This is a genomic window from Acinetobacter sp. 1294596 (genome assembly GCF_000582925.1).
Taxonomy (GTDB): Bacteria; Pseudomonadota; Gammaproteobacteria; order Pseudomonadales; family Moraxellaceae; genus Acinetobacter; species Acinetobacter radioresistens.
On record NZ_JFCC01000059.1, the window covers coordinates 1 to 15341 of the forward strand.

The following is a 15341-nucleotide window of genomic DNA, read 5'->3' on the forward strand; positions in this document are numbered from 1 at the left end:
TTGTAGACTTCTTTGCCAATCTTAAAGCCCAGATGTGGTGGTCATTGCGTCTTAGGTTTCAGAATACTTATCGAGCCTTGCAGGGAATGCAGTATGACCCCGATAGTCTTATTTCACTGTCAACCAAAGACATAAACAAGCAAGAGCTTGAACAACTTAAACGAGAACTGTCACAGCCTACCTATAGCAAGAATGGTGCTGGCAAGATTTTAGTGAATAAACAACCCGATGGTGCACTATCTCCGAACCGCGCTGACAGTGTCATGATTTGCTTTAGTGACATAAGGCCGCCTGCCCGATTAATACCAGGTGGAGGTGGTACACGCAGATTCTAAACAAGGTTTTTAATATGGCAAAATCCAAAAACAAACAGAAAGAGACAAAGCCAAAATCAGCAGGCTTAATGACTAGTGTGGCGGTAGAGAATCTTGCTTTTGCTATGGGCCGTGCCGCTGATGTTGATGAAGTATTGCGTCAAGCTGGACTTTCTCGGCAACGTCTTTCGGTCTTAATGACGGATGATGAAATATCACAGGCAATGGAAACCCGGCTTGATGCAGTTTTAAATGCGCCATGGCGGTTCGTAGAAGATCATGGTGAACAAACTCGTTTCTTAAAAGAGCTTTTCACCAAATGGCATTTTGAAATTGTATCGGGTGCATGGGAAGCGTGTCCCTACGGTTACTCAGTCTTGGAAGCTAACTACAAGATTGATGAGAATAACCGGTTTACTCTTGCCGAGATTATGGTCAAGCCTCTGGAATGGTTTGAGCCTAAAAATAATGGTGAACTGATCTTCCGTAAGCCACAGTCCAGTGCTGAAGTAAATGTATTTAAAACTTATCCGCTCAAGTTCTTTCTGACACGGCGTAAACCATCTTATAAACAGCCTTATGGGGAAGCATTACTCACCAAGCTATATTGGATCTGGTACTTCAAAACTAGCTCCACTAAATTTTGGGTGAAGTTCCTGGAACGATTTGGTTCGCCGTTATTAATCGGTAAGGTGGGAGGTCAAAATCGTAAGCAGCAAGATATTGATGCGATGACCTCTGCTTTACTGAATGCTCATGCACAATCGATATTATCAATTCCTGCAGAAGATGAAGTAACTACAGTGGGAACTAACTTCTCTGGTGCAGGTGCTTCTGCATTTGAAGCTTTTGATAAGGTCATGGTCCGCCGTGTCCAGAAAGTTGTTCTTGGTCAAACAATGACATCTGAGAATGACGGAGGTGGCAGTAAGGCGCTTGGAGTGGTGCACAATGAAGTCCGGATGGATAAACGTAATTCTGACTTACGCATGATTTCACCGACAGTCCAAGAACTGATTGATGCTCTTTGTATCCTCAATGGATTTGATAAGCATACGATCATTCTAGGTGGTGAACAGGACCTTAATGTCAAAGTGGTCGAGCGGGACTTGAAGCTTAAGGATCTGGGTGTGCAGTTTAATGACAAGTACATCATTGAAACCTACGGTATCAAGCCTGAGCATTTCAAAGTTGGAGTAGCTTCAGATATCACTCCAATACAGCAATTCAATGCACTACCCCATAAAGCCTTTAGCTTTGCAGCAACTACCAGAAAGCTATCACCTGAACAGCAGGAAGTAGAAGAGCTGACTGATGCACAGCGCAATATTGAACTCTTAAGCAATGCCCAAGTAAACGAGCTTCTGCAGAAGAGTGAAACACCAGAAGAACTGGCCTTTCATCTGATGCAGATCATGCCTGATGCCAGTCAGTCTCAGTTCACGGCGAATCTGGAACGGGCTTTATATGCAGGTGATGTGCTGGGGTATATGACAGCAAGTGAGGGGAAATGAAGCCAGTCACATTCTTAGAGGCCTTACAGTTTGCCCGGTCTCGTAAAATCGTATTGCCTGATGAGTTTTACTCTCTGGATCTCAAGACACGACAACTGGCCACCACGGTCAGTTTTTTATCGAGCATAGAACAGATCCAGACTGTGATAGCCGCCGTAAACAAAGCTATTGCAGATGGCTCGACATTTGAGGACTTTAAGAAAGTGGTCGCTGAAAATGAGATCAAGCTAAGTGAGCCTTATCTCAAGAATGTTTTTAGGACCAATATTCAGACGGCGTATAGTCATGGACGCTGGCAACAGCAGCAACGCAATAGAGACAAACGACCATACCTGATGTATTCAGCTATCGATGATAGCCGGGTCCGTCCAAGTCACCTGGCATTAAATCGGATTATTCGTCATATCGATGATCCATTCTGGCTCATGTATTACCCGCCGTGGTCCTTTATGTGTCGCTGTACAGTGATTGCCTTAACTGAAAAGCAGGCAGAAAAATATGGTATTACCCCAGATGATCAGCTACCGGAAGTGGCTGAGGAAATGGGATGGAGTACCAGTCCAATGACCTATGGCGATCTATCTGGTCTGGTAGATCAGAAGATCCTTGATTCTGACCTGGATAAAGCATTTTTGCTGGAGCAGAAAGAGGTCATCAAGGCTGAATGGATGGCAAGTAAAAAGCTGGCCAGCTTATTTGCTCCGATGGATGATAAAACTCGGGACTTATTTGATGTGGTGGCCAATACAGTGATTCCACTTGATCCAGATATCCGGCCAAGTGCGATTCGTACTTTTTTGGACTATGTACAGGGTAATGATTCAGCTCTTACGGCGCAGCTAAAGCAACCACCTATCACTCTGGCTGAGGAAGTACTTAAACGCTGGTTGAAGGAGGATTTAAGCAGGCTACAGGCAGTAGCATCAAATAGTGCAACTACAGTGGCCGGATCAGCTTCACTAACCTACGCTGCATCATTGGAGGTAGGTAAGGTCATTACTCTGGATGCGCCGTTACTGTTAGCAGGTTCTGGCTCAAATATTGTGATTCAGATAGAGAATGCTAAAGGGTTAGGTATTGATCTGGAAAAGCTAAATGCAGGGCAAGGCGTACTGTTCCCCTTAGGCATATCTTTTCAGGTGGTTTCAAGGGGAATAGTGAATAGACAAATAGTTTACTCTTTGAAAATTTTAGAAAATTAAATCAGCTTTTAGGTGGCTTTGGAGCGTTTATGTATTGCAGTGATATAATAAGTAAAACTACAAGGAAGCTACCCTATGGATAAGTTAATGCTTAAACATGAAGAGAATGCTTTTAAAAGAGAATTACATGAAATCTTAGAGCAGAAGTGTCATGAGTTTAAATCCCGAACAGGGCATCGAGTTGATCTTGTTGACATAAATTATCAACCTCACTCAGAAAAATCACCTCTAACTTTTGGAGTTGAAAATAAAGATCTTTTCGAATGTTATGTTGATATTGGATAGTTAACTAACTATTGAGAGTAACAAATAGCACCCATAGGGGTGCTTTTTTTATGGAGCATGAAAAAATGCCAGATCCAAATGAAAAAGCTAAGCAGGAGCAAGATCAGTTTTGCTTTCAGCTTGGCCAAGTCAGTGTAGACAAGCCAGAGGAAGGGAAAAAGAAGCGCACCTTTTCGGGTATTGCCTATAGTGGTGAAGCAATTACTGACCACTGGTATTGGGACAAGGTGGTGTTTGACCTTGATTCGATTCAGATCAAAGGCCGTATCCCCGCTTTGCTAGAGCATCGAACCAGTCAAAGAGCTGGAGCAATCAACTCATATTCTGTGAGCCATACGGAAGGCCTCAAAATTGAGGGCAATCTACTTTCAAATGAATTCGGAACTCAAGTCGCCCAGGACTCTGATGATGACTTTCCATGGCAAATGTCAGTACGGATTTATCCCACCACAGTGGAAGAGGTTAAAGAAGGTTCAGTCATTGTGAATGGCAGGACATTCCAGGCACCTGTTGCCATCTTTCGGGGTGGTCGTATCCGTGAAGTGTCATTTTGTGCTTTAGGTGCAGATGACAATACCAACGCCGTGGCAGCTAGTCACTCACCCAAAAACTTTAACCAACCAGAGGACACAGACGTGGACCTAGAACAAGCAAAAACAAAACTCAAGGAGCAGGAGCAGACCATTACAGGTTTGCAGGAACAGATTAAAAAGTTTGCTGCTGATAAACGTAATGCCGAAATCGATGCTTTGGCAAAAGACCTAGGCAAAGAATTTAGTACCGAAGAGAAGTCTAAGTTCGCTGCCATGCCAGACGATGCATTTGAGCTGATGGCCAGCACACTAAAACAGTTCTCGACAGGTAATCAAACCCCACCAGCTGGCCAACAGCCACAAACACCAGCTGTAAATCCTGCACTGAACTACCTGTTTAATCATCAGGCTACTGGTGGCCAGGGTGGGCAAGGACAAGGCGGATCGGGCGGTAATCAGGAGCATCAATTCACAGCAGGTGCAAAAGCCTTCGCTGAACAAAATAAGGGGAAATAATTCATGAGCATTGCTATTCCAAAGCTAACCATCACCTCCCAACGGTTGGTGCTAGACAATGAAAAGCTGCGCCGTGCCAATGCCAAGGTCACCACGGCCACTGCATATAAGTACGGCGATCTACTGGTGCTATCAGATGACAATGTACTGACTCATGCTGCAGATGAATCATCCTGGGATGTGATCTGTGGCCAGAACGTTACCGCAGCCGAAGCAACCATTAAAGCGGCTGACGGGATTGAAATTCCGGTGTATTACGGCGGTGTATTTAACGTTGAGGCCGTGTCTTTAAATGGGGCGTTGCTGGACAAGGCGAAATATGATGCTGCCCGCGCCAAAGCAACCAAAAACAAAATCGAACTTTCTAAGGTGTAATAAACATGCCACAGTCTTTTAATATTGACGGTACTCCGCTTGAACTTCTTGATGTGGGTGAGCTTGCTCTCATTCATAACAACTTCCGTCCGATGGATACATGGCTGCTGGACCGCCTGTTTCCAAACCGCCCGATATTCGCTCGGGATTACGTACCACTAGCTGAAGTAACAGCTGAACACGACTTGGCACCACTGGTATCGCCACAGCAACCTGGTAAACCTTTTGATACTGATCAATCCGGTGAAGTACGCCATGTGAAACCGGCTTACTACAAACCTAAAAATCAGGTAACACCTGCAGAAACCTTTGAGCTTGCTTTGCTGGAGCGTCTGCGTACAGCTGGCATTATCTCTACCGGTAACCAGCAGCTCTCTGACCAGGAGAAAATGGTAATTGCTCAAATCGCTGTTATGAAACGCAACCATGATGCGATTGATAACTCGGTGCTGATGATGGCCATTAATCTTCTAAAAAATGGTCAATACCTGCTGCATTCAGATGATTATGAGTACAACCTGGTGGATTACCGTCGTGATGCATCTCTGCTTTTCACTCCTGCAATACCTTGGAATGAAGCTGGAGCAAAGCCTGTTGATGACATTAAACGTATGCTAGAGCGTCAACTGGCCGCTGATGGTGGTGAAGCTAAGCTTGCTATCATGTCGGGTTCGGTTTGGGCAGCTCTATGGAATAATTCAGAATTCAAGGATGAATTCATCAAGCCTTATGCTGGAATCTCTGTACCAGTTACACCAAGCTTTGGCGTAAGTGAGACTGCTACATTGAAAGGCACTTTTGATGGAATTGAATTCTGGGTTTACGATGCAACCTACCGTCATAAGGGTAAGGTGAACCGTTTCATTGAGAAAGACTATTTCAGTCTGATCTCGGATACTAATGGCTCGGTGGCCCATTGTAAGATTAAAAATATGCTGGCCAATGGTGTGGCTCAGCAGTACTTTGACCGTCAATGGTACTGTGAAGATCCAAGCGGCATTATGCTGATGACCGAATCTGCTCCACTGGTCATTCCATCGAATAAGAACGGCGTAGTTGGTGGGACCGGCTTCATTACTCTATAAGGAGGCTTAAATGCCGAAGTACACAGCAAAACAATCCATCGGGCATTTTATGCCAGGTGATGAAATCAAAGGGCTTGAAGCAAAACGTATTCAGGCCCTTTTAGCATCTGGGGCTATTGAAGAATATCAGGAGCCGGAAGAGCCTAAAGCAGATAGTACCGCAGCACGTCTGGCTGAGCTTGAAAAGGCTAATACAGAGCTGACAGCAGCAAATACTACTTTAACTGAAGCCAATCAGACCGCTGCTGCTGATAAAGCCAAGGCTGAGCAGGAAATTGCTGAACTTAAGGCAAAAGTGGCTGAGCTTGAAAAGGCCAAGCCAGCATCTAAGTCTAAGACCAGTGACAAGCCAGCTGAACAGGGTGCGGAAGCAGCCAAGTAAGGTGATCTATGTACGCAACAGAAGCAGACATGGTGAAGCGGTTTGCTAATGACATTGAAGAGTTAAAGCTGATGCATGCAGATGCAGCAGCTTCTATCAATGAAGCGCTTCAGGATGCGGCAGAAGAGATTAACGGCTATATCGGTGGCCGTTATCCTCTGCCTCTTCCCAATGTGCCCAGCAATCTGAACCGCATGGCCTGTGATATTGCCCGTTACCGGCTTTATTACCAGCAGCCCACTGAAGAAGTACGTAACCGTTATAAGGATGCGATTAAATTTCTTGAACGGGTACAAGATGAAAAAGCACATCTACAGATCCAGACCGCAACCAATGAAATTGTAGATGATCAGCCTAAGGGCCGGCCTACCACAATGCCCATCGGAACCAGTTATGTAGGAGGCGTGTTTGGTGATGAAACGCTAGACAAGATGCCTTCATTTAAATAAGGAGGAGGTATGGCTTTTGCTATAACAATTCGTCCTGACAATGAATCTGCCATAATGGCAGTACTGCAGCATATGGCCGATTTCGACAGCAGAAAGGAGGATATGTTTGTCGAGATTGGTGGCTATGGAGTTTATTCCACTCAAGACCGGTTTATCGGTCAGCATGATGTAGATGGTAATCCATGGAAACAGTCATGGCGAGCCCGGATGCAAAATGGTCAAACAGGCCGTGATACGGGTGAATTAATGAATGAATTGCACTATAACCTGCGCCCTGATGGTGTTGAGTGGGGTTCAAACAAAATGTATGCCCATGTCTTTCATTTTGGTGCAACCATTCTGCCTAAAACGGCGGAGTACTTAATCTTTGCGGTGGGTGGCCAGTTCAGGAAAGTGAAACAGGTCAATATCCCTTCTCGTACCTTTCTGGGCATCAATCAGGATGATGATGAAGAGATCCTTAATATTATCGGGAGGCATATAGGTGTCTGACTTTTTTGCAGTACGTGGAGAAATTGCCGAGAAGCTCAAGGAGATTCCGGATTTCAAGCAGATCTATACGCCGTTGAACTCTGTACTGGTGACTGAAATGTCTCAGGTAACCCCATCAGCTCACGTCAACTTCGTGCGGATTCGCCCTAAGGATAGTGCGGGCAAGGGGAAAATGAACATGATCAGCCAGCAGTGGGCGGTCACCGTGGCCTGTAAGAATGCCCGTTCACAGTCTATAGATGGTTCAGCGGTAACAGATCAGGCGGGTAATCTTCTTGAAGATGTTATTCAGTTGCTCTCAGGCTGGAAGCCAGCCTCGGCACGTGGAGAATTGATGCTGGTTGATGTGAAAGAAGCCTTCAGTACAGGTTTTGCATATCTCACAGCAGTATTTGAATCAGAACGATTTATCTAGGAGCCAGTCATGGCAGCAAAACAATATACGGCACTACAACCTGTAGGCCGGTTTAAAAAGGGTGAGTTCGTCGGTGGACTGGATGATGCTCAAATCAAAAAATTACTGGCAGACGGCGTGATTCAGGAAGTCCCTGAACCAAAGCCAGCTGCTTCAGCCAAGAAAACCACAGGGGATGAAAAGTAATGGCTAAGGAATATATTTCTCTGCAGGGTAAGTTCTACTTATCCAAGCTGTCGAATGGCATTGCTGGTGCGATGCGTCATATTGGCAATGTGCCCGATTTTGAGCTAGAGATCGATGCTGATGTGATCGAGCATCAAGAATCAACATCAGGTAAACGTACAACTGACTTCACTATGGTGAATACCACAGCGGTAAGTTTCAATGGAACACTGGAAGAAGTAAATAAAGAGAATCTGGAATATATCGTTTCAGGTACTAACACTGAAGTCGCTACAAATACGGTGACTGATGATTCCCTTGGAACAGTGGTTGCGGGTGAAGAAATACAGCTGGAAGGTTATAACCTGAAAGAAGTTTCATTTAAGGACTCGACTAGTGGTGCTGCCAAGACAGTTGATCCATCAAAATATAAAGTGGATGAAGTATTTGGTACTGTGATTTTTCATGATGTGGCTGATCTGACCATGCCGATTCTGGCCAGCTACAAAACAGGTGCGGTAACTCATACTTCACTTGCAGATGATTTTGATGAAGAGTACGAACTATTCTTTAAGGGTATCAATACGGCAACTGGTAAACACATGGCCGTTCGTTTATGGCGAACCAAAAAATCACCGGAAACCACTTTCCCTCTGATTCATGAAGAGCTGGGTCAGTATGAAATTTCGGGTCAGGCTTTATCTGATACAGAACGTGGCATAGATCCAAAATTGGGTTTATATGGCCACATCGTGACAATTCCTGCAGCAACTTAATCAACCAAATACAGGCACAGGGGCGCATTAGCGTCTTTTTTTGTGCCTGTGTTTTATGGTGCTTAATCATGAATAAAACTACTGCGATATTTTTCTTTTTACTGATCATTGTGATGATCATATCTGTACTTAGTTTTTTTAACTTTAAAAAGATGAATTGTGATGGTGACACCAAGTTCTTTATTTATCACGGCACTCAATATAAGTGTTCAAACTATCAAAAGTAATGAGATTCCATCATGAATGATTTTTTTCTAGCAGCTAATCGCTCTATGACAGTGAATGATGTTGAAGTTCACCAGATCCAGATAAAAGATTTTGACCAATGGGCGGTACATGCCGAAAAGGTAAAAGGCTTCTTAAAGGAAAAAGATTATTCAGATGAAATTTTAACCGAGCTTTTTAAGACTCATTCAATTGAAGTGCTGGGTATATGCAGTCTGGCCACTAAGCTTCCAGCAGCTAGCCTGATTGATTTGGCCAATGCTTCGGAACAGCAATTTAAAGAAGTTTTATCAGCAGTACTGCAGGTCAACGGTGCTTATTTTAAAGAAGACCAGCCTAAACGCCGTAATAAAAAGCAGGTAGCAAAAGACAATGATTCAACCTGGTTTGACTCATTCCAGTTGCTGATCAGTGCTGGCCATACTCATACCGAAATCATGAATATGACTTATGGTGCTTACAGTGAGTATTTAAAATCAGTCCAAAAGGATTACCGGAATAAGCTTGCAGCACTGACCAGTGTAGTGAGATCCGCTCAGCATGCTTCTGCGAAAGACTTGAAAAAATTCTTAGAAGATTTAAAAGACTCATCGTGAGCAAAGAAGCTTTTTCACATTGCGATAATTTAGACCAGTCGGTTAAGATGCTCAAAAATATCTCAAAATAAGGTAAGAAAATGAAACAGACTTTTTTATCTGTTGTAGTTGGGGGATTTAGGAGCATTACTCTGTGAATCTAAAATATGTACTTATTGCAGTTATTCTGGTGGTAGGTGGTCTTTTTTATTTTATGCATCAAAGTAATAAGGCTGATGCAGAAAGACTTGAACAAGCAAAAGTAGCTCATGAACAGAAAATCAGACTTGAAGAAGCTGCGGCTATTCAAGCTAAAAAAGATGCTGCAGAATTAAAAGCTCGTCATGAGTTACAGAGAATTAAAGAAAATGAAGCAAGTCAGAAGGCTCAGCAAGACAAACAAAAAGCTCAGATAGAGCTTGCAGCCTCTAAAGTAAAAGATAGCTTGCTTGATCCTGATTCTGCAAAATTTAGGAATCAGAAAGGGTATTGCGGAGAAGTTAATTCTAAAAATCGAATGGGAGGATATGTTGGATTCAGCCGATACATATATATGCCTGAAGATGGACTAGTAAGAATTGAGAGTGATACACCATCAGGTACTTCCTCAGTGTTAATGGATGCTTTATGGAAAATAAAGTGTGAATAAAATTTAATCTCTAATTAAGTCGGTTCATTTTTTAGAGCTTTTAATATCTTCATCTAACCCACCATTCGGTGGGTTTTTTATTGCGAGTAAGAACATGGCCGGTAAAGAATTAACCTTTAAACTTGTGATGGAAGCTGATACTAAAAACTATGTATCAAATATTAAGGATTCAGAGAGTGTTACCAAGGCCCTTTACGCCGCAATAAAACAAGAATCTGAAAAACTGAAGGCTGCATCTGAACAAGCTGCTCAGGAAGTTGGAAAAATAGTTCCTGATGATTTGCAGAAGAAAGCTGATCAAGCCAAAGGAAAGTTGAGTGAAGTCTCTCAGGCTGCTGGTGAGTTAGGCAATCAGGCAAGTCGGGCTGCAGCTAAAGTAGACGGTCTTGAAAATGATTTGAGCGCCGTAGCGAATGAAGCCAAACAAGCCGGAATCATTTTAAACACAGCTATTCCTGAAGAGATCATTCCTTCTGAATCTACACAAAAAGTTTCTCAGCTAGTTACAGGATTGCATAGTGCCACCCAAGCTTTAGGGGAAATGGGTAGTGACGCAAACATAAGTGCAGATAACCTTAAGCAACTTGGCGATTATGGCCAGCAAGCGCTTACCGGCCTACAAAATGATTTGCAGCAAGCAAAGCTACATTTGAACTATTTAGCTGCAACGAATGCTACACCTGAGGATATTGAGCGAGCCAAGGCAGAAGTCAAGAACCTTGAAACAGGCGTAAAGCAGGTCAAAACAGCATTTGATGGATTTCAGGGTGTAGCTAATGGTGCATTGAGTTCTGTTGCTACTCAGGCAGAGGTAACAGAAGAAGCAATCACAGATGTTGTGCCATCTGAACTTATCCAGAAGGCTCAAAGTTTAAGTGAAAAATTCTTTTCTGCTGCTAAAGAAATTGAAGCTCTTGGTGACAAGTCAGTTATCAGTGCAGGTGAACTACGCTCAATGTCGAGCATTGGTGAGCAAGGCCTTAATGAGCTTAACTCAGCCCTAAAAGCTGCTCAGGCTGAATTAGTCCGACTACAAAATACTGACGGCACTTTAAAAGATATCGAGATTGCAAAAGATCGTGTTCTAAGTATTGAAGATGCTATTAAAGAAACATCCAGTGCATTTAATTACTATCAGGACGTTGCTGTAAATGCCATGCGTGGCGTGGACAATGCCACCCAATCGACCATTAACCAGTTACAGCAGTTCAGTGCAGTAGATCTATCAGGTGTAATAGGTGAAGCGCAGACTGTAACTCGTGCTATCGAGTCAATGGGAAGCGGTGCAACAGTATCTACGCGTGAAGTTCAGCGTATTGGTGAATTAGGCTCTAACGCGATTAATGCTTTAGAAAGAGAACTGAACGAGGCTAAATTAGCTTGGCAGGCCCTATCAAGTGCCAGCCATGATATTTCTCTTGAAGAACTGAATCAGGCTAAACAAAAAGTTGAACGCTTGGAGCAGGCTCTGGACCTGACTGAAAACTCAATGAATGAGTTTAAGAGTGCGACCCAGCAAGCAGTACCGGTGGTGGATCATCTGGATCAGTCTCTGGAAAAGACAAACCATGAGCTTAAGGATACAGAAACTTTCGGGCAACGGGCGGCAAGTGAGGTTGAAGGCCTAAGAAATAGCTTCAATGCTTTAACCGGTGTTTTGGCTGCAGTGGGTATTGGTACAAGTGCAATGGAAATTGCACAGGTATCTGATCAGTATAAAACGCTATCTGGCCGTATTCAGATTGCGATTGGTGATAATGCCAACTTAAAACAGGCAATGGATGATGTTGCAAATGTAGCCATAAAAACCAATTCTAATCTTGTGGCTACCGGTGATCTGTTTGCACGGCTGACTAAAATTGGTCAGGAGATGAAGTGGCCGCAAGAGCAGGCTTTAGCACTGACTGAAACTATTAACCGCGCCATTCAGGTGGGTGGTGGTAGTGCAGAAGCGAATGAAGCTGCAATTACCCAGCTTAATCAGGCGTTAGGTTCAGGTGTACTACGAGGTGATGAGTTTAACTCCATGGTTGAACAGTCACCCCGACTGACACAGGCAATGGCCGACGGATTGGGTGTGACTACTGGCCAATTACGTGAGATGGCTAATCAGGGACAGTTGACCACCGCCGTAGTGACCAAAGCTATTTTAAGCCAGAGTGAAGTGATCACTGCCGAGTTTAATAAATTCCCAGCTACGATTGGCGCTTCTATTGAGAACCTGAAAACAGCCTGGACAATTTATATCGGTGAAGCAGATGCAGCGAGTGGAGCAAGTGCTAAGGTAGCCCAAGCCTTAAAATTTGTTTCTCAAAACCTTGATGCACTTATTACAACCCTTACTGCTGCAGCTCAGGCATTTATCGCTTATAAAGCTATTGGAATGGCAGCAGTATTTCTGGAAAAAGCCAATGCAGCGAAGGCTGCACAAGTTGCTATCGCTACAGAAACCGTAGCACTGACTGCAAATACCGGTGCAAATACAGCCAATACACGTGCTACCCATCTTACGGCAGTAGCTAAAACCGAACTGGCTGCTGCAACCAATGCAAGTACAACCGCAAATACAGCAGCTGCAGGAGTATTTGGTCGTGTTACTACTGCCACAAATGGACTTAAGGCAGGATTGGTTTCTGTTTTATCCAGGTTTGGAGCATATGGTGCTGCAGCAGCCGGTGTTGTAATCGCTAGTGATTTGATGGTTGACGGTTTTAAGACAACTGATGAATGGCTACTCCGACAGGGGTCAAATTTCTTCGATTGGGCTATAGCGAGAGTAACAGGTACAAAATCGCTGGCCGAGCAGGAACGCGATCTGGCAGCAGCTGAGGAGGAATCACGAAAGAAACAGGAAGCAAGTACTGCGGCCAAGGAAAAACACGCTGCTAAAGTAGAAATGCTCAAAAACGCTTCTCTTGGCTTAAATGAAGTGTCAAAAGCAACCGTTGCAGAGTTTGATAAGCAGATTGTCTCAGGTAAATCCGTATCTGAGGCATTAGATGGTGTAGCTAAATCTTTTAATTTTGATAGTACTACCAGTATAAATAATGGAATTACTGCGCTCTTAGCATTACAGACACAAGGTAAGGCTACTGGCGAAGAGATTCGGAAATCACTGACCGGTATATTAAAAGATGAAGATTTAGGAGCATTTCAAGGAAGGCTTGCCGCGATTCCAGTCAACATTGATAAACAGCTTGCTGAGGTTAATGCCAAGGTTAAGGCTAGACAGGCCGAACTGGATGAATGGAAAAAAGCAAACCAGAATGCTGCCATGAAGGACTGGGAGGCTGCAACAGAAAAATATCGTGCCGACATTCAGAAACTTCAAGCTGAAGCTAGTGCTCTTAATGTTCAGTATGCTAATGCGATTAAAAGCGCTGCCATGGTTCAAGGTGCTATTCTGGATGAAGCTATTCGTCGTACAGGTCTGAGTTATGAAGAACTTGGTGGTAAATCTACCAAGGCTTTTACCTCGGCTAAGAACGACGTAAATACTTTAATTCAGAATCTGGACCAGTTAAAAAGTAAAGGAGTAGATGTAGGGCTGGCTTTGGATGTAAGTATTTCTAAAGCAATCAATACTGCTACTAATCAAAGAGAGCTAGAAGATTTAAAAGTTAAAATTAATGATTTGCGCATTATTTTGAGTAGCAAGGTAGCTGATGGCTTACTTCGACAAGCTGAACAGCAATTAGTTGATCTCAAAGAAAAGGCTGATCTAGCTCGAGCAGGCATTAATTCTGTTGAAGAAGCTTTTGGTTTGTTTGGTATGAAAACACCTGCACAACTTAAAGTAGTTGCTGAAGAATATAAAGCAGCCTTTGATACTATGCGAAATAGTGGCCAAGCTACTTTATCCCAGCAGCAAGAGGCTTTCAAACAATATGCAGAGAAAGCAATTGCTGCAAATAAAGGGGTAGCTGATAGCACTATTTTATCGCAAGCAAGTATGCTGGATATGAAAATAGAGGTAGATGCTACTGGTAAAGCAACCGTTTCAGCCATTAAGCCTTTAGAGAATGCACTGGATAGGGTCAAAGATGGGTTTGACGGCATAAGAGGAGGTGCTAGATCAGCAGGACAAGCCATGCGTGAGGAGGCCAAATCCTCTACTGAAGCCTGGTCAGAAGCTCTTACTGCCATGCAGGGCAAGCTTAAAGCCTCTAAAACTGGAGTCATGGCTAAAAACGGTTATTCAGTTGATGAGATTGAGCAGCAGCTGACTGAAATGGGATATAGCGGTAATGCCAGGCAAAAGGCTAAAGAGCTATTCGAGACGGCTCAACAGGGTCCAGGTGGTTATTACCGTTCAGCTTCTCATGAATATGCTGCGCGTTATGGTGTCTCTGCATACGACAACCAGAAACAGACCGGCAACTACATGTTCATTGCCGAGCAGCTGGAAAAGCTGGAGGAATATGCAGGCAAGTCGGGCAGTACTGGTTCCAGAGTCAATGTAAACAATCTGGCCCCGGACGTGAGCTATCCTAAAACCAGCACTCCAACTGCTGAGCCTTCACGTACTGTCATCAACCAGATCTCTATTAATGGCCGCACAATTAATGTCCCTGTGGATGAGGCTAATCAGGGCAGTTTTAATGATTTCCTGACTGAACTGGAAAGGATAAAAAAGAGTAGCTAATGAAATTAATACGAGTGTCTACATCAGAAACCGTCCCGCTTGAGGACGGTTTTTTATGGTCTGATGAATTTGAATGGAAGCCCATCGAGCAGAAACAGAGTCGGGCTATTGATGGTTCTCTAATTATCCAGGAGGGCCGTAAAAAAGCAGGTCGTTCAATTGTGCTGCAACCGGCAGATAACACGATGGGCTGGATCAAACGCCGTGATTTACGCACGGTTCAAGACTGGTCTGCTTTATCTGAACAATTCATTCTGGCTTTTGAGTATCAGCACGACAGACGTGAATTTCATGTGATTTTTAACCATGAAGCCGGGGCTTTGGAAGCTGCTCCAGTGAAGGGAATTCCATCTGTATCTGAGGATGACTATTACAACGTGACTTTACGTTTTATTGAAGTGGGGGAACTTTACAGTGGCAATTGAAACTAAAAATCTGGTGCTCTATAAGTCCGAGCGCCTGAGCGATACAGAAGATGGTGGTGGCAAGTACTCTGGCCAGATGATTGAAGATGGCCAGAGCAATAACCTGTTTAATGATGTGAGTGAGCTGGACCGCACCATGGGTGATGTGTCACTGCGTAAACTGTTCCCCGCCGTGACAACGAATGATACAGATTTGCTTATGGGCGCTACGGTCTTTATCTCGGAAAACCCGAAAGACCCCAATGTCTCAGCTTTGCTGTTTAGTACAAAGTCGTGGATTGATGAGCGCAAGTCCGCCCAGAACCGGATTGAAAACTAT

General features: G+C 43.9%; 16 protein-coding genes and 2 pseudogenes. All 18 read left to right on the forward strand.

The annotated features are described in order from the left end of the window. Positions 1–335 (forward strand): annotated as a pseudogene (locus J502_RS14510) (terminase); the annotation flags it as partial. Positions 336–349: 14 nt separating this feature from the next. After that, positions 350–1828 (forward strand): phage portal protein family protein, encoded by a 1479-nt coding sequence (locus J502_RS14515; RefSeq protein WP_034684809.1) that lies wholly within the window; start codon positions 350–352, stop codon positions 1826–1828. Beyond that, entirely contained in the window at positions 1825–3030 is a 1206-nt protein-coding gene (locus J502_RS14520) for a phage head morphogenesis protein (protein ID WP_034684812.1), read from the forward strand. Before J502_RS14515 ends, J502_RS14520 begins: the two co-directional genes overlap by 4 nt. Positions 3031–3105: 75 nt before the next feature. Beyond that, positions 3106–3315, forward strand: coding sequence for a hypothetical protein (locus J502_RS14525; RefSeq protein WP_034684814.1), 210 nt, complete (start codon positions 3106–3108; stop codon positions 3313–3315). Between the two features lie 65 nt (positions 3316–3380). Next, on the forward strand, positions 3381–4364 hold the full coding sequence (locus J502_RS14530; RefSeq protein ID WP_034684823.1) for a hypothetical protein: 984 nt from the start codon (positions 3381–3383) through the stop codon (positions 4362–4364). A gap of 3 nt (positions 4365–4367) precedes the next feature. Then, positions 4368–4739 carry a hypothetical protein gene (locus J502_RS14535; RefSeq protein WP_034684816.1) on the forward strand — a complete coding sequence of 124 codons (372 nt, stop codon included), beginning with the start codon at positions 4368–4370 and terminating at the stop codon, positions 4737–4739. A gap of 5 nt (positions 4740–4744) precedes the next feature. Beyond that, on the forward strand, positions 4745–5824 hold the full coding sequence (locus J502_RS14540; RefSeq protein ID WP_034684817.1) for a major capsid protein: 1080 nt from the start codon (positions 4745–4747) through the stop codon (positions 5822–5824). A 10-nt stretch (positions 5825–5834) separates the two neighbouring features. Then, the gene (locus J502_RS14545; RefSeq protein ID WP_034673172.1) at positions 5835–6206 is read left to right on the forward strand and encodes a hypothetical protein; all 372 of its coding nucleotides are present in this window, start codon (positions 5835–5837) and stop codon (positions 6204–6206) included. An 8-nt stretch (positions 6207–6214) separates the two neighbouring features. Continuing rightward, entirely contained in the window at positions 6215–6655 is a 441-nt protein-coding gene (locus J502_RS14550) for a gp436 family protein (RefSeq protein WP_034673168.1), read from the forward strand. A gap of 9 nt (positions 6656–6664) precedes the next feature. Further along, on the forward strand, positions 6665–7147 hold the full coding sequence (locus tag J502_RS14555; RefSeq protein WP_034684819.1) for a phage virion morphogenesis protein: 483 nt from the start codon (positions 6665–6667) through the stop codon (positions 7145–7147). Then, positions 7140–7562 (forward strand): phage tail terminator protein, encoded by a 423-nt coding sequence (locus J502_RS14560; RefSeq protein ID WP_034680420.1) that lies wholly within the window; start codon positions 7140–7142, stop codon positions 7560–7562. The genes J502_RS14555 and J502_RS14560 overlap by 8 nt, the downstream gene beginning before the upstream one ends. 9 nt (positions 7563–7571) lie before the next feature. Continuing rightward, the gene (locus J502_RS17000; protein WP_171072026.1) at positions 7572–7748 is read left to right on the forward strand and encodes a hypothetical protein; all 177 of its coding nucleotides are present in this window, start codon (positions 7572–7574) and stop codon (positions 7746–7748) included. Continuing rightward, entirely contained in the window at positions 7748–8503 is a 756-nt protein-coding gene (locus tag J502_RS14565; RefSeq protein ID WP_034684821.1) for a phage tail tube protein, read from the forward strand. The genes J502_RS17000 and J502_RS14565 overlap by 1 nt, the downstream gene beginning before the upstream one ends. Positions 8504–8742: 239 nt before the next feature. Next, complete coding sequence (locus J502_RS14570) at positions 8743–9324, forward strand: hypothetical protein (protein ID WP_034670949.1); 582 nt, start codon at positions 8743–8745, stop codon at positions 9322–9324. Positions 9325–9457: 133 nt separating this feature from the next. After that, a complete protein-coding gene (locus J502_RS16400) occupies positions 9458–9952 on the forward strand; it encodes a hypothetical protein (protein ID WP_052017250.1) in 495 nt (164 codons plus the stop codon). 94 nt (positions 9953–10046) lie between these two features. Beyond that, on the forward strand, positions 10047–14597 hold the full coding sequence (locus J502_RS14585; protein ID WP_052026710.1) for a tape measure protein: 4551 nt from the start codon (positions 10047–10049) through the stop codon (positions 14595–14597). Next, entirely contained in the window at positions 14597–15022 is a 426-nt protein-coding gene (locus tag J502_RS14590) for a hypothetical protein (RefSeq protein WP_034680858.1), read from the forward strand. The genes J502_RS14585 and J502_RS14590 overlap by 1 nt, the downstream gene beginning before the upstream one ends. Next, positions 15012–15341 (forward strand): annotated as a pseudogene (locus J502_RS14595) (hypothetical protein); the annotation flags it as partial. The gene J502_RS14590 and the pseudogene J502_RS14595, both read left to right, overlap by 11 nt.